General features: G+C 47.4%; 13 protein-coding genes. 7 read left to right on the top strand and 6 right to left on the bottom strand.

Features of this window, described 5'->3' with window-relative positions; translation table 11 throughout:
* Positions 1–84: 84 nt before the first annotated feature.
* On the bottom strand, positions 85–354 hold the full coding sequence (locus QUA99_RS10350; RefSeq protein WP_333235948.1) for a YciI family protein: 270 nt from the start codon (positions 352–354) through the stop codon (positions 85–87).
* A gap of 153 nt (positions 355–507) precedes the next feature.
* Between QUA99_RS10350 and QUA99_RS10355 the strand changes: the two genes are divergently transcribed.
* Complete coding sequence (locus QUA99_RS10355) at positions 508–1,074, top strand: Uma2 family endonuclease (RefSeq protein WP_333235947.1); 567 nt, start codon at positions 508–510, stop codon at positions 1,072–1,074.
* A gap of 155 nt (positions 1,075–1,229) precedes the next feature.
* On the opposite strand, the gene pheT is transcribed toward QUA99_RS10355, so the two are convergent.
* Positions 1,230–3,674 carry a phenylalanine--tRNA ligase subunit beta gene (gene pheT, locus QUA99_RS10360; RefSeq protein WP_333235946.1) on the bottom strand — a complete coding sequence of 815 codons (2,445 nt, stop codon included), beginning with the start codon at positions 3,672–3,674 and terminating at the stop codon, positions 1,230–1,232.
* Positions 3,675–4,207: 533 nt separating this feature from the next.
* Between pheT and QUA99_RS10365 the strand changes: the two genes are divergently transcribed.
* A complete protein-coding gene (locus QUA99_RS10365; RefSeq protein ID WP_333235945.1) occupies positions 4,208–5,839 on the top strand; it encodes a serine/threonine-protein kinase in 1,632 nt (543 codons plus the stop codon).
* Positions 5,840–6,181: 342 nt separating this feature from the next.
* On the opposite strand, the gene QUA99_RS10370 is transcribed toward QUA99_RS10365, so the two are convergent.
* Positions 6,182–12,025, bottom strand: coding sequence for a CHAT domain-containing protein (locus QUA99_RS10370; RefSeq protein ID WP_333235944.1), 5,844 nt, complete (start codon positions 12,023–12,025; stop codon positions 6,182–6,184).
* Positions 12,026–12,534: 509 nt separating this feature from the next.
* On the opposite strand from QUA99_RS10370, the gene QUA99_RS10375 reads away from it, so the two are divergent.
* From QUA99_RS10375 to QUA99_RS10385, 3 genes are all read left to right on the top strand, one after another.
* A complete protein-coding gene (locus QUA99_RS10375; protein ID WP_333235943.1) occupies positions 12,535–15,708 on the top strand; it encodes an MASE1 domain-containing protein in 3,174 nt (1,057 codons plus the stop codon).
* A gap of 27 nt (positions 15,709–15,735) precedes the next feature.
* Positions 15,736–17,544 (top strand): PAS domain-containing sensor histidine kinase, encoded by a 1,809-nt coding sequence (locus QUA99_RS10380; protein WP_333235942.1) that lies wholly within the window; start codon positions 15,736–15,738, stop codon positions 17,542–17,544.
* A 220-nt stretch (positions 17,545–17,764) separates the two neighbouring features.
* Entirely contained in the window at positions 17,765–18,250 is a 486-nt protein-coding gene (locus tag QUA99_RS10385) for a hypothetical protein (RefSeq protein ID WP_333235941.1), read from the top strand.
* Positions 18,251–18,370: 120 nt separating this feature from the next.
* On the opposite strand, the gene QUA99_RS10390 is transcribed toward QUA99_RS10385, so the two are convergent.
* Positions 18,371–18,862 carry a WbuC family cupin fold metalloprotein gene (locus QUA99_RS10390; protein WP_333235939.1) on the bottom strand — a complete coding sequence of 164 codons (492 nt, stop codon included), beginning with the start codon at positions 18,860–18,862 and terminating at the stop codon, positions 18,371–18,373.
* Between the two features lie 76 nt (positions 18,863–18,938).
* Between QUA99_RS10390 and QUA99_RS10395 the strand changes: the two genes are divergently transcribed.
* Positions 18,939–20,162, top strand: coding sequence for a tetratricopeptide repeat protein (locus tag QUA99_RS10395; protein WP_333235938.1), 1,224 nt, complete (start codon positions 18,939–18,941; stop codon positions 20,160–20,162).
* Between the two features lie 140 nt (positions 20,163–20,302).
* On the opposite strand, the gene QUA99_RS10400 is transcribed toward QUA99_RS10395, so the two are convergent.
* On the bottom strand, positions 20,303–21,175 hold the full coding sequence (locus QUA99_RS10400; protein WP_333235937.1) for an S-methyl-5'-thioadenosine phosphorylase: 873 nt from the start codon (positions 21,173–21,175) through the stop codon (positions 20,303–20,305).
* Positions 21,176–21,384: 209 nt separating this feature from the next.
* Between QUA99_RS10400 and QUA99_RS10405 the strand changes: the two genes are divergently transcribed.
* On the top strand, positions 21,385–21,591 hold the full coding sequence (locus QUA99_RS10405) for a hypothetical protein (RefSeq protein WP_333235936.1): 207 nt from the start codon (positions 21,385–21,387) through the stop codon (positions 21,589–21,591).
* A gap of 144 nt (positions 21,592–21,735) precedes the next feature.
* Here the strand turns inward: QUA99_RS10405 and QUA99_RS10410 are convergent, their stop codons facing one another.
* Positions 21,736–22,575 (bottom strand): Tab2/Atab2 family RNA-binding protein, encoded by an 840-nt coding sequence (locus QUA99_RS10410; protein WP_333235934.1) that lies wholly within the window; start codon positions 22,573–22,575, stop codon positions 21,736–21,738.
* Between the last annotated feature and the right edge of the window lie 121 nt (positions 22,576–22,696).

The raw sequence follows: 22,696 nt of genomic DNA on the forward strand, positions 1-22,696 counted from the left end.
CTATGATAGCAGAGATTGATTTATTAGTCAAGTGGAGTACGTTCTGTTCCGACTTACGAAATAATTCCTAAGTTCTATATCGCTTCAAAAAGCTTGAATCCACTCTTTCACGTCGTATTCAGTCCAAACCCCATTTACCCAATAAGGATCGGCTTCCACCAATTCTCGCACGGCAGCCTCATCTTCTGCTTCGTAAATTGCAAAAATTTTTGTTAAATCTTTGGTTGGCCCGATCGTACTTAATACGCCCGATTCCTTCTGCTTAGCCAATCCTGCTAAATGAGCGTCCCGAAACGGAGCGCGTTTTTCGAGAACGTCTTCGCAGTAACTTCCCCACATCACATATTTGGTCACGGTTTTGAGCCTTAGATGAATTTGTTTAAAAATTATTGTACAATAGGAGTAACAGGATTTAACGAAAATTTTAAGGATTAAGATTAATTGACCGCAGAGGGCGCAGAGGAATAGAGGGGAATAGAGAGGTTTGTTAGAGAGAAGGAGGTTACTATGACTTTATTAGATATTCGGCTGCTGACTGTTCATGAATATGACCGGATGACGGAAATTGGTATTTTTGACGGAGATGAACGGGTAGAATTACTAGCAGGACAGATAGTAAAGATGGCAGCGAAAGGAACAGCACACGGTGCGGCGGTGAAACGGACTGAGAAGCTACTGGAAAACCGTTTGGGAGAGCGGGTTTTGGTGCGGCTGCAAGACCCGGTTAGGATGAATAATTACTCCCAACCTGAACCGGATATTTCTGTAGTTATACCAGATCCACTTTACTATGAAGACCACCATCCAATTCCTTCAGAAATTTATCTGATTATTGAAGTTGCGGATACTACGCTGAGAACGGATTGCGGGATTAAAGCGAAAATTTATGCTGAGTCGGGAATTACTGATTATTGGGTTTTGGATGTGAATAATCGGCAACTTCATGTTTTTCGAGAACCGAGTCAGGATGGTTATCAAAGTCGGGTGATTCTTGCGGATGGTGATAGTATTTCTCTGTTGCGATTTCCTGATTGTTCTTTTTTTGTGCGGGAGATGTTGCGACCTTTAAATTAATGATTTTTTCAATGAATTTAGGACTCGCTTGGCCGCAGAAACCGGGTTTCTATGAATATATTGATTTGTGGCGGGCAATCTTGCAAGAAATCCGGTTTCTCAGTCTTTGCGTGTAAGTCGAGAGAGGGCGGGCACTTTTAGCACCGCCCCTACAATTAGCTTCTCAAACTAACGCCGAATTTTTCAACTAGGACATCGCGGACTTTTTGTTGTGCCGGTTCGACATCGGTTTCGCTCAAAGTTCGATCGCCCGCGCGGTAAATTAACCGAAAAGCCAAACTCCGCTGTCCCGCCGGCACGTTGTCGCCCCGATATTCGTCGAACAGTTCCACCGAATCCAGCAGACTACCCGCCGCCTTTTTCATCGCACTCTGCATCTCAACAACCGGAACTTCCACCGGTGCGAAAAATGCAATGTCTCTGTCAGAAGCGGGGAAACTCGAATAACCGGCGAATTTGCGAGTTAAGTTGTTCGATCGCCCTAATCCACCCAACAGCACCGCTAAATCTAATTGAAACACGTAAACCTGCTCGGGCAAATCCTTTTCCTGCTGCAATTGCGGGTGCAACTGTCCGAAAACTCCTAAATGTTTTCCGTTTAACGATAACGCAGCCGTGCGGCCAGGATGCAAGCGTGTATTCGAGGAATCGCTTTGATATTCTACGGACAAACCCAACTCCTGAAACGCGCTTTCCAAAACCCCCTTAGCTTCAAACCAACTCAAAGGTCGATCGCGCCCGGACTGCTGCCATTTCCACACAGTCGGATCGCCGCCGATAATCCCCGCCACTGCATCGGCTTCCTTCATTGCATCCCCATCTTTCCAAAAAATGCGGCCGACTTCAAAACCGTTTAGCGCCCCATTTCCCTGTTCCAAATTGTACCCGAAAGCATCAATCAAACCCGACAGCATTTCTGTCCGCAAAGCCGAATACTCGACAAACAGCGGATTCGCCAGCACAACCTGATTGTCTCCCTCAGTTTTCACCAAAGAATAGTGCATCAACTCGGTCAAACCGGCCGCCCGAAAAGCCGATCGCACATTCCGAATTGCCGCGTATTCTGCCGACAGATAACCTGGTTCCGTTTTGCTAGGCAAAGTATCGCAGAAATTGTCGTAGCCGTGGAGTCTGGCAACTTCTTCAATTAAATCGATTTCCCTTTCTAAATCGCGGTAGCGGTAAGGCGGCACAGTCACATTCCAAACCCGCTCTTTTTCCGTTGGAACAACTTCGCATCCCAAGGCTGTGAGAATATTTTTCACCTCTTCCGGTTCCAGATATTTAGAACCGCCCGTTTCTCCTCTTTTCAACTGCCCCAAAACCAGATTTACTCGGTCTAAACGCAATTCGAGCGATCGCGAAAAACTCAAATCATCGCCGGCACTCGCCGTTTTCTGCACCGTCGCAGTGCCTCCAGCCAACTCCAAAATTAGGGCGACAGCGCGGTTGCAAGCCGTCGTCAAAGCCGCCTGATTCACCCCCCGTTCGTAGCGGATCGATGCCTCGCTGCGCAGGCCTTGAGCGCGCGCAGAACGGCGAATCGTTGCCTGGTCAAAAATCGCTGCTTCCAAAACTAAATTTTGCGTTCCTTCGTGAACTTCCGTGTCTTCGCCGCCCATTACCCCAGCTAAGGCAACAGGTTTGTCGCTAGCAGTAATTAACAGGTTTTGCGCTTGCAAATTGCGGTTTTGTCCGTCCAAGGTTTTGAAGGATTCGCCTGTTTTGGCAAAGCGGACGCCGATGCTGATATCTTGAGTGCCGGTGAAAGATTGCAGGCGATCGCGATCGAAAGCGTGCAGCGGTTGTCCCCATTCCAGCAAAATGTAATTAGTTACGTCAACCACATTATTAATCGGCCGCACTCCCGCCGCCTGCAACCGCTGCTGCAACCAAGCTGGAGAAGCAGCTATTTTCACACCTTCAATTGCCGTGCCGATGTAAATCGGGCATCCTTGCGGTTCGGATATTTCTACTGCCAAACCAGGACTTTCTTTGCCCTCAATCACAACACCATTTGCTTGGGGAATTCTCAAACTCGCCCCAGTCAGCGCCGCCACTTCCCGCGCTACACCCACCATGCTCAAAGCGTCAGCACGGTTTGCAGTTGCTGTCAAGTCTAAAATCACATCGTCTAAACCCAAAAGTGGGCGAATATCGCTGCCCAATTCGGGATTTTCTAACTCGAAAATGTGAATCCCGGCTGACTCTTTAGATAGTCCCAATTCCGCCAGGGAGCAAATCATTCCTTCGGAAGGAACGCCTCGCAATTTAGCAGGTTTAATCTTTAAATCAATAGTCGATAAATAAGTGCCGACAACAGCGACAGGCACGTAAATGTCTGCCCTAGCGTTGGGTGCGCCGCAAACAATATTCAAAGCTTCTGAAGAACCCACATCCACTTGACAAACTCTCAATTTGTCTGCATTGGGATGCTGTTCGCAGGCGATGATTTTGCCCAAAACTACACCGCTTGCCCACGGGCGGCGGTCTTCTATTTCTTCGACTTCAAACCCGGCCATTGTCAGGGTTTCGGCTAATTCTTCCGGGGATATTGCCACATCCACCAATTCCCGGAGCCACTTTAGAGATATACGCATAATTTAGTCAGTAGTTAGTTGTCAGTGCTCAGTAGTTATTAGTCAAAAGTCGTAGCCTGTCGGCACCGACTTTTGAGTCCCAGAATTTATTCTGGAAAGCTTTTAATAGCATACTAATTTAATTTTGTCAAGACTGTTATGGTACACATCAGCAAAAACGAGTCCTCTGCCCAAAGGTAGATGTCTGTTGGGGGATGAGCAGCATTCTCATTCAGAGAATGAGGTATGCTAGAGACATCTAAAAACGCAAAAAGCACCTGAGTTTAGAAAGACTTTACACAAAAAAGCACAACTTTAGCAAGTCTTTAAACTATCTTCAAGGATAATCAACCGAAAAAACTCACACCAGCGAGATAATCAAAATAGGGAAAAGATATCGGCCTAAAAGACTTAGGTGCAATTCCAATTCGCAATCGAAGGCACGGCCTGCCGAAAACTGATAGATTAGTATGTCTACCAGAAGCAGGAACAGGCTATTTGTGCAGTCGAGCGACGCTGACAAGATCAGAACAATATAGGCAAACTCAATCAATATGAGCTACTGCGTAAATCCGGGCTGTCCCCATCCTCAAAACCCTCCTGACTCTATTCTTCAGTGTCAGACTTGCGGTGCGCGGTTATTGCTGCGCGCTCGCTACCAAGTCATTGAACCCTTAGGACAAGGAGGTTTTGGAGCTACATTTCTGGCAAAAGACATCTCTTTGCCCGGTCAACCTAGTTGCGTGGTCAAGCAACTGCGACCCAATAGTTCGTCGCCGCGAGTTTTAGAGATGGCGCGGGAATTATTCAAGCGAGAGGCGAAAACCCTCGGCCAACTGGGGGACCACCCGCAAGTACCGAGGCTGCTAGACTATTTTGAAACGGAACAGCAATTTTACTTAGTTCAAGAGTATGTTAAAGGCTCGACTTTGAAACAAGAAGTCAAGCACTCAGGCCGTTTCAACGAATCGGACGTTAAAAATTTTCTATTAGAAATTCTGCCAGTAGTGCAATATATCCACAGCCAAGGAGTAATTCACAGAGACATCAAACCCGCAAATATTATTCGCCGAGTTCAAGACAGCCACTTAGTTCTGATTGATTTCGGAGCGGTAAAAGATCAAGTCAGCCAAACCATATTATTAGACCCCGCCGACCAAAGCGCCAACACGAAATTTTCAGTCGGCACATTTAGTTTTGCCCCCCCGGAACAAATGGCGCTGCGGCCGATATTTGCCAGCGACATCTACGCCTTGGGCATGACTTGTTTGTACTTGCTGACAGGAAAGTCGCCCAAGGATTTAGATTTCGATGCCGTAACGGGCGAAATTGTTTGGCAGCCCCACGTTCAGGTGAGTCCACATTTTGCGCGGATTCTCCATAAAATGCTCAAGCCGATGGTTGGGCACCGCTTCCAATCGGCGGGAGATGTGATCAGAGCTCTCTCTGGCGAATTTGAAGACCCAAGTCTTATGGATGGCTTGGCAACTCAATTCAATGGTTCTAGCCGCACAGTTGAAGAACCGACGATATTTAACGGTGAGGCTACTTCGTGGCCTTCCCCCCAGACCAACATCGGTCAAGATTTGCGATCGAACCAAAGCCGCATCGGTAAAACTTCATTCACCCAATCCCGGAACACGGGTATCCAGCCCAGAGTTTCCCGGACTCTGGCTGAGTCCGGCAGAACTTTCGGAACGGTTGCACCTTCCAGCGGCAATTTAGCAGGGTCAAAGGTAACGAAAGCTTTTATTAAGTGGGACACCAACAGCTTGCGAGCGGCATATTTTAAAGGCAAGCGCGATTTTGCTGACTGCGAACTGTCGGGTTTGCAACTGCAAAAAGCGCAGTTGGCGGGGGGAAATTTTTATCAGGCTAAGTTGGTGAAGGCAAATTTGCAAGCAGCGGATTTGTCGGGGGCGAATTTGGGCCATGCCCGGTTAATTCAGGCGAATTTGCGAGATGCTAACTTGACTGAGGCTTATTGCAGCACTGCCAATTTTGAAGGGGCGGATTTCCGAGGCGCTGACTTGACGGGGGCTTATTTGACTAAGGCGAATTTGCGGGGAGCAAATTTGTGCGGGGCGAATCTTACCAACGCTACAGTTTCTGAGGAGCAACTGGCAATGGCAAAGACCAATTGGCTTACTGTTAAGCCGGATGGCAAGCGGACTTTTGGATTTTAATAAGTCAGTTGTCAGTTGTCAGTTGTCAGTTGTCAGTTGTCAGTTGTCATTAGTCATATCAATTCCGGTTGCACGGGAATGACATAGCTTTGGTTTTTTGCCAACAATGGAAACAAGTAATATCGTTTCCGGCTGCACCGGAATGATAAGCTTTCGACACCGCGCCTGGCCGTTTCCCTACCCCGATTAATTGTAGGGAAACGGCACTGCCATCTCGAAAGCTGTGGGTAAGATTAATGCCGATGCTACCGGATTTGATATGATTTTTACCAGCCTAGAATGGTTCAAAAGACCAAGGGAAAAAACTCCGACAAAAACCGACCTACCCACGCAGTGGCGGCCTCAATTCCATTCTCCTTGCAGCCCAAAAGCAGCCCAATAATAAGGAGATTGCCATTGTGGAAGCTGTAGCACTTCGATTTGCGCCGATCGCAGTGCCGCAGCAGGCGCCAATTTATCTTGGAGCATTTTTTTGTAAAATCGTGTCATCAGCTCAGAAGTTACTCGATCGTCAACACTCCACAGAGAAACCACCACACGCGGCGCGCCCGCATACATAAACCCTCTCGTCAAACCCACCAACCCTTCTCCTTTAATGTCTTTTCCCAAACCCGTCTGACACGCGCTCAGCACCACCAATTCGGCCGGTAAATTGAGATTGAAAATATCATTCAGTCGCAAGTAGCCATTTTGTAACGTACCTTTCTCATCAACTAAAGATAGCACCAATCCAGATAATTCTGGATGTTTGCTATTAGCAAATCCGTGCGTAGCGAAATGAACAATGCGATATTGAGATAAATCGGGATTGGTTGCTGTGGTACGATTAGCCGTAAAGTCAAGCGCTTGTTTTTCCAAATCATCGGGAACCAAAGCCAAGATTTGCTCAGCTTCAGTTCGCGAGAAAGGTAGGCGAGTCCAATAAATTTCTGCCTCTGATGCAGATCTCTGTAATTGTTGCGCTTCCACTGGCAGATTTTCAACAGTTTGATTCTTCGTTACAGGCGATGTACTCGTGCCTTTGAGCCGTTCATCGTCAGTGCTAAAAACAGGATCGGCAAACAAGGCGATCGTCTTTGGAGCCGGTTGACGAGTCGCCATATCCCGCCGCAGAATTGCTAAAGTTGAAGCAGAAGGCAGATTAACAATTTCATGCTTAACTATTAGCGGCGCTTCAGATTTTTCCAGAGTAAGAGCGCCAAAAGGGATGTATTGCAAAGCGCCATCCGCAACAATTAGCAAGCGCTTGTTGCCCAACTCAGAAGCAACCGGAGCGAGAATCATTTGGCTTAGAAGTCCAGCAGATTCGGCAACCATTTGAGGAGAGGTTCTCGTGGTGGGTTTGGTTAAAGTATCGCGGAAATTCTTAGCCGTGGTTTCAATCTCGGTGCGAGAAGGGAGTTCGTAACTGGTGAAAGAAGTTTTCGTCACCGCCCACAAATAACTGCGCTCCTCACCCAAAGAATATTCTAAAAGTAGCGTGTTGTCATCGATTACCTGTTGTTGAATTTGTTGCAGGTTGAGAGGTTCGGGATATTTGAGAGCAGCGTAACGAGGACTGCTGGCGCGAATTTTAGCTTCTATTTGAGCGAGTTCCTTGAGAACTGTGTCGATTTTTTGTTGAATTTCATTCACAGCTTCAGGGGTGGATTGAGCGCTGACAATTTGGTATTTGCGAGTCTGAAAATCGCTGAGTTGTTGTTGCAAATTTTGTTCTTGTGCTAGCAGTTGCGAGTCAACACCTTGGCGAATATTTGCGCTCGCTTCGCTGAGGAGTTCAAGCAGACTGCGAGCACGGGCACGTTCGCTAGCATGAAAGGCTTGTGCGTCGTAACCTTGATCGGGATTTTTCTGGTGCAGTTGCATCAACAAATCGATGTAAAACTGGTAATAATCTTGGTTGCGGGCAAAGTAAGACTGGCGCAGTTCTTGGCTAGCGATTTGAGTGCGGAGGTTTTCAATAATATTAATTGCGGTTTCGATTGGTGTTTTGGCGGCGGCGAGGTTATTTTGTTGGCGGTTTAAGATGGCTTGATTGTAGAGGATGTGCGCTTCTTCTGTTTTGTAACCCAATTGTCGAGATAAAGATAAACCTTGGTTATAGTTTTCAAGTGCGGTAGAATTCTGACCCAAAGCAGCTTGTATTTTCCCAATTTGGTTGAGGACTGTGGTTTCTTTTACTTTGTCGTTTAAGTGTCGGGAGATGTTCAGGGCTTGGTTGTAGGCATTTAGGGCCGTTGACCATTCTTTTGAAGCGATGTAGGTGCTACCAATGCCAGTTAAGGCAGTAGATTCTGCTGCTAAATTACCTGCGGGTCTGGAGATTACCAGGGCTTTGTTGTAGGAGTCTAGGGCATTTTTCCAGTTTCCTGTAGCAGCCTGAATATTACCAATGTTGTTGAGGGTGTTGGCGACTGCTGTTTGGTCATTTAATTGATAGAATAAGGGCAAAGCTTGGTTATAGTAATCCAGGGCATTTTTCGGATCAGATAAATCGGTGTAGAGTTGACCAAAACTGTTAATAACAGCGGCTTCTTCGGCTTTGGCACCGGCTTGTTGCGATAAGGGTAAGGCTTGATTGTAGGAGTCTAGGGCAGATTGAAATTGTCCGAAATTGGCGTAAATTTTACCCATTGAAAGGAGAGTACGTGTGGCTTGGGCGTAGTTTCTATCTGCACGATAGAGTGCGAGGGCTTCTTCTAACTTTGCCAGTGCGAGTTGTTTAGATTCGACTGTGCTTTGGCTAGAAAGTTGAGTTCCTTTGATAAATGCTACTTCAGCAGCAGAAACTTTTATTCCAAGTGATAAGTCCCATAGGCGAGCAGTTCTATCACTACTAGCAGTGAGGATTTGGCGACCATCGGGGCTAAATTCTGCATGGTTGACCCCATCCTCATGTCCTCGAAATATCGCTAGAAGATTACCTTTGGTATCCCACAGACGGGCGGTTTTATCAAAACTAGAAGTAAGGATTTGGCGACCATCGGGACTAAATACGGCACTGTTGACTCTAAAATTATGCCCCCGGAACTCAGCTAGAAGATTGCCTTTGGTATCCCACAGGCGAGCGGTTTCATCCTCACTGGCAATCAGGATTTGACTACCATCCGGGCTAAATACGGCCCTGTAGGGCGTAAGCCTGCCTGAATTTACATCCTCCCGGAACTCGGCCAAGAGATTGCCTTTAGTATCCCACAGGCGAGCAGGTCGATTAACGCTGTCAGTCAGAATTTGGCGACCATTGGGACTAAATTTGGCACTGCTGATATATGTCTCATGCCGGAACACAGCCAGGAGATTACCTTTTGTCTCCCATAGACGGGCGGTTTTATCTACTAAACTGGCGGTGAGGATTTGACTACCATCGGGGCTAAATACGGCACTTGTGACTTCTCTTTCATGCCCTCGGAACACAGTCAGGAGATTGCCTTGGGTATCTAACAGACGGGCGGTTTTATCCATACTAGCGGTGAGGATTTGACGACCATCGGGGCTAAATACTGCACTTTTTACACTACTTTCCACAGTTTTCTCATGCCCCTGAAACTCGGTGAGGAGATTGCCTTTGTTATCCCACAGGCGAACGGTTTTACCCGTGGTGGTGAGGATTTGGCGACCATCCGGGCTAAATACGGTACGCGTGAGATACTCATCCCCTGGCAGCTCAGCTAAGAGATTGCCTTTGGTATGCCACAGGTGGGCGGTTTTACCCGTGGTGGTGAGAATTTGGCGACCATCCGGGCTAAATACGGCACGCTTGACTCCATACTTATCGTGCCGTAACTCTGCTAGTTGAGCGCTATTTTTAGATACGCTTTCCCGAAAAGTTTGCAGCGCTGCCATTTGCTCGGCTTGGGCAGCAATTGCTACTGATACATCCCACAGACGGGCGGTGCCATCATCACCAGCAGTGAGGATTTGACTACCATCGGGGCTAAATACTGCACCGAAACCTCTTTCATGCCCTCGGAACACAGCCAGGAGATTACCTTTGGTATCCCATAAGCGGGCGATTCCAGGGTCGATTCCATTTGCAGCATCATTACTGATAGTGAGAATTTGGTTGCCGTCGGGACTAAAAACTGCACTGTAGAAATATTTTTCATCTTCCCGAAACTCTGTCAAGAGATTGCCTTTGGTATCCCACAAGCGAGCAGTTTCAGCCCAAGCATAGGTGAGGATTTGATTACCATCGGGGCTAAATACGGCTGTTGTGAGTCTCTTTCTATGCCCCCGGAACTCAGCCAGGAGATTGCCTTTGAGATCCCACAGGCGGGCGGCTTCATGATCACTAGCAGTGAGGATTTGGCGACCATCGGGGCTAAATACTGCACTGTTGACCCCATCCTCATGTCCCCGAAACTCCACCAATAGATTGCCTTTGAGATCCCACAGGCGGGCTGTTTTATCGTTACTAGCAGTAAGGATTTGCCGGCCATCTGGACTGAATACCGCACTTGTGGCTATTCGCCCCCATAGTTTCTCAGGTGGTTTCAACTCAGCTAGGAGATTACCCTTAAGATCCCACAGGCGGGCGGTATCATCACCACCACCACTACCACCAGCGGTGAGAATTTGGCGACCATCGGGGCTAAATATTGCACTGTATATTCCTAAAGAGCCACTCCCCCGCAACACAGAGAGAGGATTGCCTTGAGTATCCCACAAACGGGTAGTTTTATCATCCGCACCAAGGGTGAGGATTTGGCGACCATCGGGGCTAAATATTGCGCGGCTGACCCCCTCCTGCCCCTGGAACTCGGTTAGGAGATTGCCTTTGAGATCCCACAGACGGGCTTTTTTATCTTGACTAGCGGTGAGGATTTGCCTACCATCGGGACTAAATACGGCACTGAGGACATCATGATTGTGTCCTCGGAATATTGCCAGTTGAGCGTTATTTTTGGACACGCCTTCCTGAAAGGTTTCCTGGGCAGCGATTTGCTCGGATTCTGCCGCAATGGCGGCTGATACGTCCCACAGACGGGCGATTTTATCCATACCGCTGGTGAGGATTTGCCTGCCATCGGGACTAAATACTGCCTGTACTAACCCCTCATGTCCCCGCAACTTTGCGAGTAGATTGCCTTTCGTATCCCAAATTTGAGCAGTGCCATCCCTACTACTGGTAAGGATTTGGCGACCATCGGGGCTAAATCCTGCTGCACTTCCGACAGAACTCCAGTCGGAATCTCCATGCTGTCCAAACACAGCGAGGAGATTGCCTTTGGTATCCCAAATGCGGGCGGTTCCGGAACTAATGGTAAGGATTTGGCGACCATCGGGGCTAAATATTGCACTGTGGACATGATATTCATGCCCTTGGAACTCGGTTAGGAGATTACCGTTGGTATCCCACAGGCGGGCAGTTTTATCCTCGCTGGCGGTGAGGATTTGCCTGCCATCGGGACTAAATACTCCAATGAGGGCTACCTGCCTATGCGCCTGGAATTCTTTGAGAAGATTGCCTTTGAGATCCCACAGGCGGGCGGTTCCACCCCAACTAATGGCGAGGATTTGGCGAGCATCGGGGCTAAATACGGCTTTTGCGAAGCCTTCTGATCCGTCACTTCTGATCGGGAACTCTGCTTTGAGATTACCTTTGGTATCCCACAAACTGAGTTTACCCCACCTGCCGGCTTTATCCTGAAAGCTCCTATTAATGAGGATTTGGCGACCATCGGGGCTAAATTCTGCACTTCTAGTGCTACTTACAATAACAGACTGATCGTCAAACGCCTGGAATTCGGTTAGGAGATTGCCTTGGATATCCCACAGGCGGGCGGTTCCATCCCCACTGATGGTGAGAATTTGGCTGCCATCGGGACTAAATACGGCACTGGTGACTTCTCTCTCATGCCCCCGGAACACAGTCAGGAGATTGCCTTGAATATCCCACAAGCGGGCGGTTTTATCTGTACTAGCAGTCAGGACTTGCCGACCATCGGGGCTAAATACTGCACTGTCTACCCTCCTCTCATGCCCCACAAACATGGCGATTTGCCCGCCAAATGCTTGCACGGGTTGCTGCGTTCCTGATGCGCTTGGGTTTTCCGTTGTTGGTGACTGAGATGGTGTGGGAATCCTGGGTTGGCCGCTGATGGGGATGCTGTAGGTAGTAGCGAATACAACTCCCATCGCCAGAGGGAGACAGCGATGCACTTTTCGGTATTTATCTGGCAGCATAATTGTTTTTTGGGAGAGTTAAGAATTGGGAGAGGGGGGTCAACTGAACCTTTCTCTAGCGAATTCGTAAAAGCCAAAAGCTATAGTTTCTTTTTGGATAGGCAAATCTGCTTAGGGTTGGCTCTTTTTTTTATCGAGGTCATCAAAATTAAGATGGGCTGGGGGTTAGTTGTCAGAAAAAATTATTTATGTTAAAGAGAAACTCTATCATTTTTGATAATCTTTGTCTGTCATTGGCTGCGTCAAGGGTGAGGAAAAGACGTTAAGGGATGTAACTTGAATCGATCGGTGGCGGGGCGTTGGCTTGTCGATGTTATTATCTTTTGACTGGCTGACTGTGGTTTGTAAAGCGAGCTAATTTTTCTCAAGGGACATAACGAAGAAACCTCTCCCCCCCACTCTCCCCACTCCCCACTCGCCCAGTCAGGTGAGTCGTCAGGAGGAAGTTCGATCGCCCCAAAGCCGCCTAAATTAAAAACTAGGAATGGAGGATTCGATCGCACCTAAACATGAAACTGCTCAACCCCCGCACTCGAACGCTTCTGTACACCGGCATCCTGGCGCTGGCCTACTTTGTTACCGGAAAACTCGCAGCGTCGATGCTGGGACTGGTGCAAGCCGAACCCTCCCCCGTGTGGCCGCCCGCCGGTATTGCTCTAGCGGGACTGCTACTGCAAGGACGACGGATGTGGCCGGGAATTGTCCTCGGTTCAGTGCTGTTAAACTCTACGGGCGGTATACCGTCGGCTGTCATTGCCGCATCGGCTTTTAGCGTCACCCTGCAAGCGCTGGCTGGAGAGGCTTTGCTGACTTGGAGCGGATTTTCTACCAAACTCGATCGACTGCGAGATGTTCTGGCTTTAGTAGCGGGCGCTGTCATCGGGTCTACTTTCCTAGGCTCTATCCTCAGCAACTTGGGTACGTGCATTTCTGGTTGGGATCAGTGGAGCAATTTCTCTCGGAACTGGTGGACTACGTGGCTCGGAGACGGCATGGGAATTTTGATTGTGACGCCCGTGCTGCTGACTTTGAACCACGCCGTTAATAGTTTTAAATTTCCACTAAAACTGAGATGTTTCATTATTTTCAATTACTTGTTTAGGAACAGGCATCTTTCCTGTTCCACAAGAGATGATTTTTCTCGCTTCACAGGCATCTTTCCTGTTATTGAAAATGGTGTAAAAGGTAAGATTAAACCGAGGATTATTTCAAGTTTAAAAGGATTTTTTAACTGGGGTAATTACCAACCAAAACTTACAAAATATTCAAGCCAACTTACTGCACATGAAAACCGCTATAATCTTCTATTTTTAATTATTAATTATTCAGAAATAGCGCTCTGGCTGACTCTCTTGCTGAGCGTGAGCTGGCTGTTTTTTTGCTCAAAAATACAAGCGGCGATCGCTCAGTATCCGCTGGAGTATCTGCCTTTTCCTCTGATAGTTTGGGCTGCCCTGCGGTTTCAACCGGCGGGAGCGATTTTTGCTTATTCGATCGTCTCTTACATCGCGATTTGGGGAGCGGTGCAGGGAGGTGGCCCGTTTTTGGCTAAAAGCGATAATCTCAAACAGGCGGTTTTATTTTTACAAGCTTTTACCGGTACGATCGCCCTTGTGGCTTTGATGTTGGCCGCCGCCGTAGCAGAACGCCAGCAAGCGCTGGTGGAGGTGCGCCGCACGGCTGCCATGCTGCGCGATCGCGAAGCTAGTTTAGCCAACGCTCAGCGCATCGCTCAGTTGGGCAATTGGGATTTAAATTGCGCCGCCGTTACAGCAACTGACAACTGCCAAGAATCCGCAGCAGATCGTATATCCAATATCGAATTGCGGTGGTCGAACGAACTTTACCGCCTCTTGGGTTTTGCTCCGGGAACCGTCAAACCGACACCAGAAGTTTTTTTGCAGGCCGTACATCCAGAAGACCGAGAATTGGTGGCGCGATCGCAGCGCCAAGCTATGTTTGAGCGCACACCCTATTGCATTAACTACCGAATTGTGCTGCCAGACGGCTCCGAACGCACTGTCTGCGAACAGTCGGCCATTCAGTCAGGGGCGATCGCCGCCACAGTCCAAGACGTTACCGAACGCCACCGCGCGGAAACCGCTTTGCGCGCGTCCTCCGATCGCGATCGCTTGCTCTCAGAAATCGCCCTGCGAATTCGCAACTCCCTCGACCTCGAAGAAATTCTCAACACTACTGTTGCCGAAGTCCGGCAATTTTTCAAGGCAGACCGGGCTTTCATCGGTATTGTGGACGCGGACGGGGTAAATCTTCCTAGCCCGGTATACGGTAAGGTTGTGGCCGAGTCTGTGGATGCCCAATGCCGTTCTCTTTTGGGGTGGGTACTCGCTGACGAGAATCACCTCGAAAGCCAGAAAACTTTTTATGCTAACAACCGCGTCCGAACTATCTCCGATACTGCTAGCGTTGAACTCAGCGTTCCAATTGCCCAATTGTACAGCGACTATCAAATTCGCGCGACCTTAAATGTGCCGATCGTCCTGGGGGATGAATTGTTCGGGATCTTGGCCGTCAACCAGTGTTCGGGGCCCCGCCAGTGGCAGGAATTTGAAATTGATTTGTTGGAAAAACTCGCTACCCAAGTGGCGATCGCTCTTCAGCAAGCCCAACTTTTGCAGCAGGTAAAAGCTCTCAATGCCAACTTGGAATCTCAAGTGGAGGAACGCACCCACCAACTACAGCAAAAAATGCACGAGTTGCAAGAAAGCAACCGCCTGAAAGACCTATTTTTGCACGCAGTTTCTCACAATCTCCGCACTCCTGTTATGGGAATGTTAATACTGCTGAAAAATTTGCTCAACAAATCGGCCTCTGATTCTCTACAAGATGTTCCGGTTTCTCGATCGATTTTGCAGCGCATCGTTCAGGCCAGCGAACACCAGTTGACTATGGTTAATTCCCTGCTCGACGCTCACGCTAGCGAGGTCAAAGGTATTGTTCTCAATACTGTACTGCTGCATTTGCCGTCTTTAGCTTCAGCCATTGTTGCCGATTTAGAACCGATGCTGACCAAAAACCAAGCAACTTTGACTCAGGAAATCTCGGCGGATTTGCCACAAGTCAATGCCGATCGCCAACACTTGCAGCGGGTGCTAGAAAATCTGTTGACTAATGCTATTAAACACAATCCTCCGGGAGTCAATATAACTTTTAAAGCCGAGGTAATTGAAGTTGAAACAGTGCTAAGTTATGAAGAAAATTTACAGCCTTTAACATCGCCCAATAATCCGCTTGCCCGCTGTATCGCTAACCGGATATCTGCTGCGGGCGATCGTCCTAGGATCGGCGAGACAACCCAGAAAAATCAGGAAACCCTGGCCAAATTCAACCTCGACGGCAGTTGCAAAATGCCCCGCTATCAGGGCCAAATTGGCAATATCGGCAGCAAATTGCCCGGAGTCACCGTAAAAATGGTTCGCTGTACTGTAACAGATAATGGAGTGGGAATCAGTGCCAAACAGCGGGAATCTCTATTTGAACTTTACGTTCACGACCCTAATAGCCGACAATTAACAGGGCTGGGTTTGGGATTGTACCTCTCCAAGCAAATTATCAAAGCTCACGGCGGCGAAATTGGCGTCGAAAGCACTCCCGGCGGTGGTTCGACTTTCTGGTTTTCGCTACCTGTTGTCAACTCGGACGATCGATCTTTGTCAATATAAAATATAAAATCTAAAATCTAAAATGCTATGAACTATTTGGGCAATGCAAAATCCGTTCAGGCGTTAACGGTTTACGAGGTGTGGCGCGATCGCTTCCTCCGAGAGCGGCTGCGCCCTGCAGTCGGAATTGCAATCTTTTTTGCCTTCACAATAACGCTCTATTTTCTAGGCGAAAGATTCTTCGCTCGCCAGGAGTTTAAAAGTGTTTATTTGTACACGAGCGCTGCTGTAGAACTGGGTTTGTTGACCTGTTTTGTGTTGCAAAAAACCTCCTTCGGACAGCGCTATCCCGGTTTGCTATTTTTGGCTTTTTCGTGGTCGCTGACGGTGGTTGTACAGCTTGGGCTAGCTGTCGCACAAGCCGGGGAATTACCAATTTTTACCTGGATTTTAGCGTTTCTGATCCAAGCTACGTTGATGCCCGTCCGCTGGCGCCTCCACCTGATTTCTCAACTCGGCGTTTTGTGTTGCCACGTCGGGATAAATTTGGTTTTAAATCTAAGTTTTGCTAAGTATACTCCTTTTAAGTTGACCGGGTTGTACTTATATTTGTTTTGGATTTGTTTGATTTGCGATTTGTCGGTTTATTGGTACGAATGTCTGCAACGGAAAGAGTTTAGTACCAGGCGTGAGTTGGAATCTGCTTACCAGCAGTTGGAGGTGGCGGAGGCGAAGTACCGCAGCATTTTTGAGAATGCGGGCGAGGGGATTTTTCAAAGCACTCCCGATGGCCGCTACATTACTGCAAATCCAGCTTTGGCGCGGATTTACGGCTGCGATTCTCCCGAAGAAGTGACGGCAAAGTTTACTGATATCGAGCGACAGTTGTATGTCGATCCGGCTCGCAGAAATGAGTTTTTGCGAGCGATCGAGGAAAGCGGCACAGTATCGGATTTTGAATCTAAAATTTACCGCTCAGACGGCAGTATTGTCTGGATTTCTGAGAAGGCGCGGGCGGTACGGGACAGCAGCGGCGCCGTGCTTTATTATGAGGGTTTAATTGAGGATATCACGCAGCGCAAACAGGCACAAGAATCGCTGCGGATGTTTATCCACGCTCTTTCTCACGACTTGCGAAACCCGGTGGCGGGAATGTTAATGGTGCTGAAAAATTGGCAGACGAAACCTGGGGATTCGATCGCAATTCCCCGTTCTATTTTGGAGCGGATGATTCAAGGTAGCGAGCAGCAATTGCGCTTGATAAATTCGCTGTTGGAAGTTCACGCCGGGGAATTGCGCGGTTTTGTTCTGCACTGCGAGCGGGTAGATTTGAGGGCAATAGTTGAAGCGGCGGCAACCGATTTGGAGCCTTTAATAAATGAGGGTCAAGCTACTTTTAAAAATTTGGTTCCACATGATTTGCCAGCAGTGAATGCTGACTATACTCAGTTGTGGCGCGTGTTTTCTAATTTAATTACTAATGCTTTGAAACACAATCTTCCAGGACTAAATTTAACAGTTTCAGCTAAAGTCATTCAGGCGGAAAAATCTATTTTCAATCAAAACGCAGCGAAAAATAAGAGCGAGCAGTTACCAATTCCCCCCGAACAATTCCCAATTCCCCATTCCCCATTCCCCATTCCCCATTCCCCAAGTAGTATGATTCGCTGTACAGTTGAAGATGACGGGGTGGGAATATTGCCAGAACAGTGCGAACATCTTTTTGACCTTTACGTTAGGGGCGATCGATCCCGACACTCGGTTGGTTTGGGTTTGGGTCTCTATCTTTGTCGGCAAATTATTGGCGCTCACGGCGGGGAAATTGGGGTAATTAGCAGTGCCGGTGCTGGGGCAAGTTTTTGGTTTACTTTGCCGCTGGCTGACAATTATCGGTGATTTTTTGTCTGTTTAACTACATTTGATACTTTGGTTGTACCGTTGCAGGTTGTTTTGAGTGGCTCCCGCCAAATTAGCGGATCGAACTATTGATATTAATTTAAAACCGTGCTATAATTACCGCAATGTTTTTTAATAAAAAAATCCCATATTCACATTTTATTTAGAAATACCATTTAATCTAGAAAATCTCTAAAACTCGATAAAAGACCTGTAATTTATGGTCCACAAAAGCTCAGAAAATATAGCTAAAGACGATGCAGCTAAGTACGACTCAGCTAAATATAACGAGCGGTCGTTCTCAACTTTAACTCGGGCGCTCCGTCTTTCCCAAGGTTACTTTTCTTTTGTTTTAGTCAACTGCAACTCGCTGGCTTTGCGGCAGCAAATAGTCGATCGGCTGCAAGCAAATTGTGCCGTGAAACCGCAGCAACTGTTTTTGCCCAAATCGGCGACAACTCTCTACACGACAATCGCAGCAGAACTAGATGGCGAACAGCCTCCAGCTTTAATGCTCCTCGGCTTGGAATCAGTGGAGACGATCGATCGATTGCTCGTTTCTACCAACCTACTATGTAGCGAATTCAGCAAAAAATTTTCCTTTCCCCTCGTCTTTTGGGTGACGGATGAACTTCTGAGAAAAATCATTCGCACCGCCCCGGATTTATACAATCGGATGACGACAATTAGATTCATCAGTAATTAGTCAGCAGCCCATCGATTTTAGATTTTAGATTTTAGATTTTTAACAGTCAACAGTCAATCGATTTTAGATTTTAGATTTTAGACTTTAGATTTTTAACAGTCAACAGTCAACAGTCAACAGTCAACTTTTAAATTCCGCTTCCCAAATCAAGACTAATTCCCGCGCCGCCGCAGTTCCCTCAGCAGGAAAATCGGTCAAAAAGTCTTTATCTGCCGCCACGTTGTAAGGCCCTTCCTTGAACTCCAAAATCACAGTATCCGGTGTCAAAGCGACTAACGTGTGAATAGTGCCCTCTGGAAGTTCGACAGCGCGAGTCGGGCCGACAGCGCTGACTAGCAAGGAGCGAAGGATTTGACCGTTTTCGTTCAAAATAATCATACCGAGTTCTCCTTGAATCACTACGAAAAACTCAAAACCGTTAATCGCAGGCGGGCGCAGGTGTCGGTGAGGGCGGACGTAAGTGCCCGGTTGCAGCACGTTGACAAACCGCTGCACCTTTTCTGACAAATCGTGGAAATTGTAGTTTTGTCGCTGGCGGGGACTGCGGCGGGAGGAAGCGGCAACTTCGTCTAGCAATTCTTGCGTCAGCAATTTGATCGGAGGGGACTGCACAACAGATATCCTGTATTTAATAGTTTTTGAACAAATGGGCTAGTCTGGGATCATCGTTATCAGCATCTCTTGACACATGAAAATCGCAAATCAGGTGCGTATCACTAAGGCAATGCGTTTGTCAAGTATCTTTAAAACAAGTATTAGCCCGATCGCCCTTTCGACTATTCTAGTCTGCGGCAGTAACGTTTCTGCATCTGAACCGAGGGTGGCGGCACTTTTGGTTCAGCAGCAATTGCAACAACAGCAACTGAAGGAGGAAATTCGCCATCAAGTTCAAGAAGAAGTTGACATTGCTTTCGGGCGCACGGCGGTACTGCTTAACGGGCTGGTAATTGCCCTAACTTTGTTTCCGACAGCAGCCGGAGTCGGGGTTTGGTTTCTGTTTAGCAAATTGTCCAAGCAGACAACAATTGCTCGCCAAGAAATAGAAAGTCTCCATTACGATACAATCTCTCAATTAAAACTATTAATTTCGGATGCAGAAACTATCTTAGGCGAAATCCAACACCAAAGTCACTCGGATGCAGAAACAGACTTGTTATTTCCAGATGCTCAAATTCAAGAATTTGCTCCGGTTAACTACGGCAATTACCAACAGTTATTGACAGCCGCCGACTATGCCAAACAGGGAGATGCTTGTTTCTTTGAAAACCGTTATGAAGATGCGATCGCTGCTTACAATCTTGCCCTGCAAATTCAGCCGGATTTAGCCGATACTTGGAATAACCGGGGAGTAGTGCTCACAAGAATGCAGCGGTATCCAGAGGCGATCGCCTCTTACGAACAAGCTACTACAATTCGCCCCAATTATCCCGACGCTTGGAACAATCGAGGCGTGGTATTGTTGGAGTTGCAGAAGTACCAGGAGGCGATCGGCTGTTACGAACAAGCAATTCAAGCCAAACCCGATTATGCCGACGCTTGGAACAACCGAGGCGTTGCTTTTTCCAAAATGCAGGAGTACGAACAAGCAGTAATTTCTTACAATCAAGCCCTACAAATTAAAAATGATTATACAGACGCTTGGAACAATCGAGGCGTTGCACTCTCCAAATTGCAAAAATACGAAGCTGCGATTGATTCCTACGACAATGCTGCTAAAATCCGACCAGACTTTTACAGAATTTGGTACAATAAAGCCCGATGTTATGCACTGCAAGGTAAAATTGAATTAGCCCTTGAAAATTTAAAGCGCGCCCTCAATCTCAATCCAAATGTATGTAAAGAGTTGGCAAAAAGTGAAGCTGATTTAGAGAAGATTCGCGAATACGATGCGTTCAAGCAGTTGATAAGTTAATCCTTCAGAAATAATCGCAAACTATAGGATAACTAATAGGTCGTAAGATTAAATGAACCGCGAAGACGCTAAGGACGCGAAGGAAGAGAAAGAAGGGATGCAGTTTTTCCTTCGCGCTTTTTGCGTCTTCGCGGTTCGTTTTACAAATATTTCTGCAACAACAAACCCATTTTCTCCTTAGTGGCGGCCGGCACTTGATCCAGCCGAGTCAGAATTGCATATTTCAAAGCTGAATGTGCATCAGATACTGGGGGGTTTTCTGTTAACCTCCGTACTGTTTCTTGAATAACTTTTTGAGCATTCTCTGCATTGCGGTGCAAGTTTGCAACTACCATTTCTACAGTTACGCTGTCGTGATCCTCATGCCAGCAGTCGTAGTCTGTGACTAAGGCTAAAGTTGCGTAGGCAATTTCTGCTTCTCTGGCTAATTTTGCTTCGGGCAAATTTGTCATCCCGATGACTGTTGCCCCCCAACTGCGGTAAAGGTTTGATTCTGCTTTTGTAGAAAATGCGGGGCCTTCCATGCAGACGTAAGTGCCGCCCCGGTGCAGGGTAACGTCGGCGAGGTTCAAGGATTCGATCGCACTTGCCAACACTTTAGCCAATTCGCCGCAAACCGGATCGCCGAATGTGATGTGACCGACTATTCCTTCTCCGAAAAAGGTAGAAACTCGATTTTTTGTGCGATCGATAAACTGATCGGGCACTACCATATCTAAAGGTTTCGCCTCAGCTTTCAGAGAACCAACCGCCGACGCTGAGATTAAATACTCAACTCCCAAACTCTTCATTGCATAAATATTTGCGCGATACGGCACTTCTGAGGGCAAAAAAGTGTGGTTGCGGCCGTGTCTAGCCAGAAATGCTACCGGCGTACCGTCCAATGTTCCCACAATTGCGGCATCCGATGGCGATCCAAAAGGTGTATCAATTTTTACCTCTTCAATATTTTTGAGGGCCTCCATTTTATACAAACCGCTGCCGCCGATAATTCCGATTTTTGCTTGTGCCATTTTTACCCTCTGCTTGAGTTTTACCACAGTGATTCTATCGGGCCATCGTTAAGTTGGGGTAAAGATCGTTGAAGATTTGGTGACAACAGTCACCCGACATACACTATTTTGTCACAAAATATATGTGATTCTAATCACAATCTAACTTCACGAAATCTTTAAAAATAAAGGTACACAGTTCTGTTACCTACTTTTAGCGTGTTAAAACCATGACAGTCAGTTCTGCTAACCTCCCCAAAATCTCGATCGAGGCGATCGTCCAACGCATCTTTGCTTTCCGCCAAATTACCCCCCTTGACAGACGGCTGCTGAAGTCAGCAATGCTTGCCCAGAAAGGTCTTGACGAAAAAGACCAGTGTCACATCAACCGAGTTTGTCAGGGCATCCAAAACGGATTGATTTTAGTTGTGGAATAACTTGGCTGCACTATCTCTTGCTAGCTCAAGAAGCTGTTTTAAAATTTGTGCTTGAGTCTGTATTTGCAGGAACAGAGTTCGGGCGGTTTTTTACTATTTTTCGGTGCGAGATCGATCGACATCACAAATAATATTATTTACATCTTATCGCTCAAAATTCAACAGCCAAAAGCCTGTATAAGTCATCCCACTATCATCTGGCTGCACTAATAAAAAATGCAATCCTTGACTTAATTGCTTGCGCTGTTGGTAAATTTGGGCCGCCGCTTTCACCTCACTATCTTCAAAAGTAGCTACAACCCACCTATCTACTAACCCAGCTTCCAATATCAATCCGTCGGGAGCTCCAGCGATATAATTCAAAGCGAAAGGTTTGGCATCCTGAAGCCATCTAGCCAACCGCATAGACTGGCGTCCGCCGTCAATCACAACTCCGGGTACGGGTACTGTTGATGCCAAGCCCAAATTCAGCGGTAACAGCAATTTTGGCATTTCCAAAATTGGCAGGGGACGCCCTTGGAAAGCATCTTCAATGTCGCCGGCGGGCAGGGAAGCAAAACGCCAGCTATCGCCCCAGAGGTTTTGGGGTAAGGGTACGGGCGGCGGCGAGTCGAGGGCGATCGCGCTGTAAGCTTCCCCTGTATAATTAGGCATACTCAAATATTCTTTTGCGCGTTGTTGCAGCAGCAATTTCAGGGCCGCAGTGCGCCGAGTCGCTTCCACCTTGACGCCCAAAACTTTGCCCGCAGCTTCGATTAAGCTTAGAGACTGAGGTCTAAATACTTGAATCAAGTCCGGCAAATTCTGAGTTTGAACTTGCTGCTGCAACTGCGAGGCTAGCCAAGTGGAATTAGCGGCCCCCTGGCTGCAAACAGCGTTAAATTGAAAACTGCCTTCCGAGTCGCAAATTAAGAGTTCCCACAGTGGTTTACCCGCCTCATCTTGGAGAGGGCGGCGGTAAAAATCGGCCTGCCAAATACGCATCAATAATAAAAAATTAAAATCTACAACTCGATCATTTTACTATAGCCCGGGGACACTGCCATAAAATACCTATCTCGCGATCGAAAACTTCGAGCGATATATTCTCAGTTCGTAGTTGAGT

The organism is Microcoleus sp. F10-B2, from assembly GCF_036704965.1.
In the GTDB taxonomy this organism is placed as follows: domain Bacteria; phylum Cyanobacteriota; class Cyanobacteriia; order Cyanobacteriales; family Microcoleaceae; genus Microcoleus.

What these genes read in the sequence shown, in the direction of transcription:
- QUA99_RS10355 (WP_333235947.1), top strand. Translation starts at nt 508, where the DNA reads ATGACTTTATTAGATATTCGGCTGCTGACTGTTCATGAATATGACCGG.
- pheT (WP_333235946.1), bottom strand. Translation starts at nt 3,674, where the DNA reads ATGCGTATATCTCTAAAGTGGCTCCGGGAATTGGTGGATGTGGCAATA.
- QUA99_RS10365 (WP_333235945.1), top strand. Translation starts at nt 4,208, where the DNA reads ATGAGCTACTGCGTAAATCCGGGCTGTCCCCATCCTCAAAACCCTCCT.
- QUA99_RS10370 (WP_333235944.1), bottom strand. Translation starts at nt 12,025, where the DNA reads ATGCTGCCAGATAAATACCGAAAAGTGCATCGCTGTCTCCCTCTGGCG.
- QUA99_RS10375 (WP_333235943.1), top strand. Translation starts at nt 12,535, where the DNA reads ATGAAACTGCTCAACCCCCGCACTCGAACGCTTCTGTACACCGGCATC.
- QUA99_RS10380 (WP_333235942.1), top strand. Translation starts at nt 15,736, where the DNA reads ATGAACTATTTGGGCAATGCAAAATCCGTTCAGGCGTTAACGGTTTAC.
- QUA99_RS10385 (WP_333235941.1), top strand. Translation starts at nt 17,765, where the DNA reads ATGGTCCACAAAAGCTCAGAAAATATAGCTAAAGACGATGCAGCTAAG.
- QUA99_RS10395 (WP_333235938.1), top strand. Translation starts at nt 18,939, where the DNA reads ATGAAAATCGCAAATCAGGTGCGTATCACTAAGGCAATGCGTTTGTCA.
- QUA99_RS10400 (WP_333235937.1), bottom strand. Translation starts at nt 21,175, where the DNA reads ATGGCACAAGCAAAAATCGGAATTATCGGCGGCAGCGGTTTGTATAAA.
- QUA99_RS10405 (WP_333235936.1), top strand. Translation starts at nt 21,385, where the DNA reads ATGACAGTCAGTTCTGCTAACCTCCCCAAAATCTCGATCGAGGCGATC.
- QUA99_RS10410 (WP_333235934.1), bottom strand. Translation starts at nt 22,575, where the DNA reads ATGCGTATTTGGCAGGCCGATTTTTACCGCCGCCCTCTCCAAGATGAG.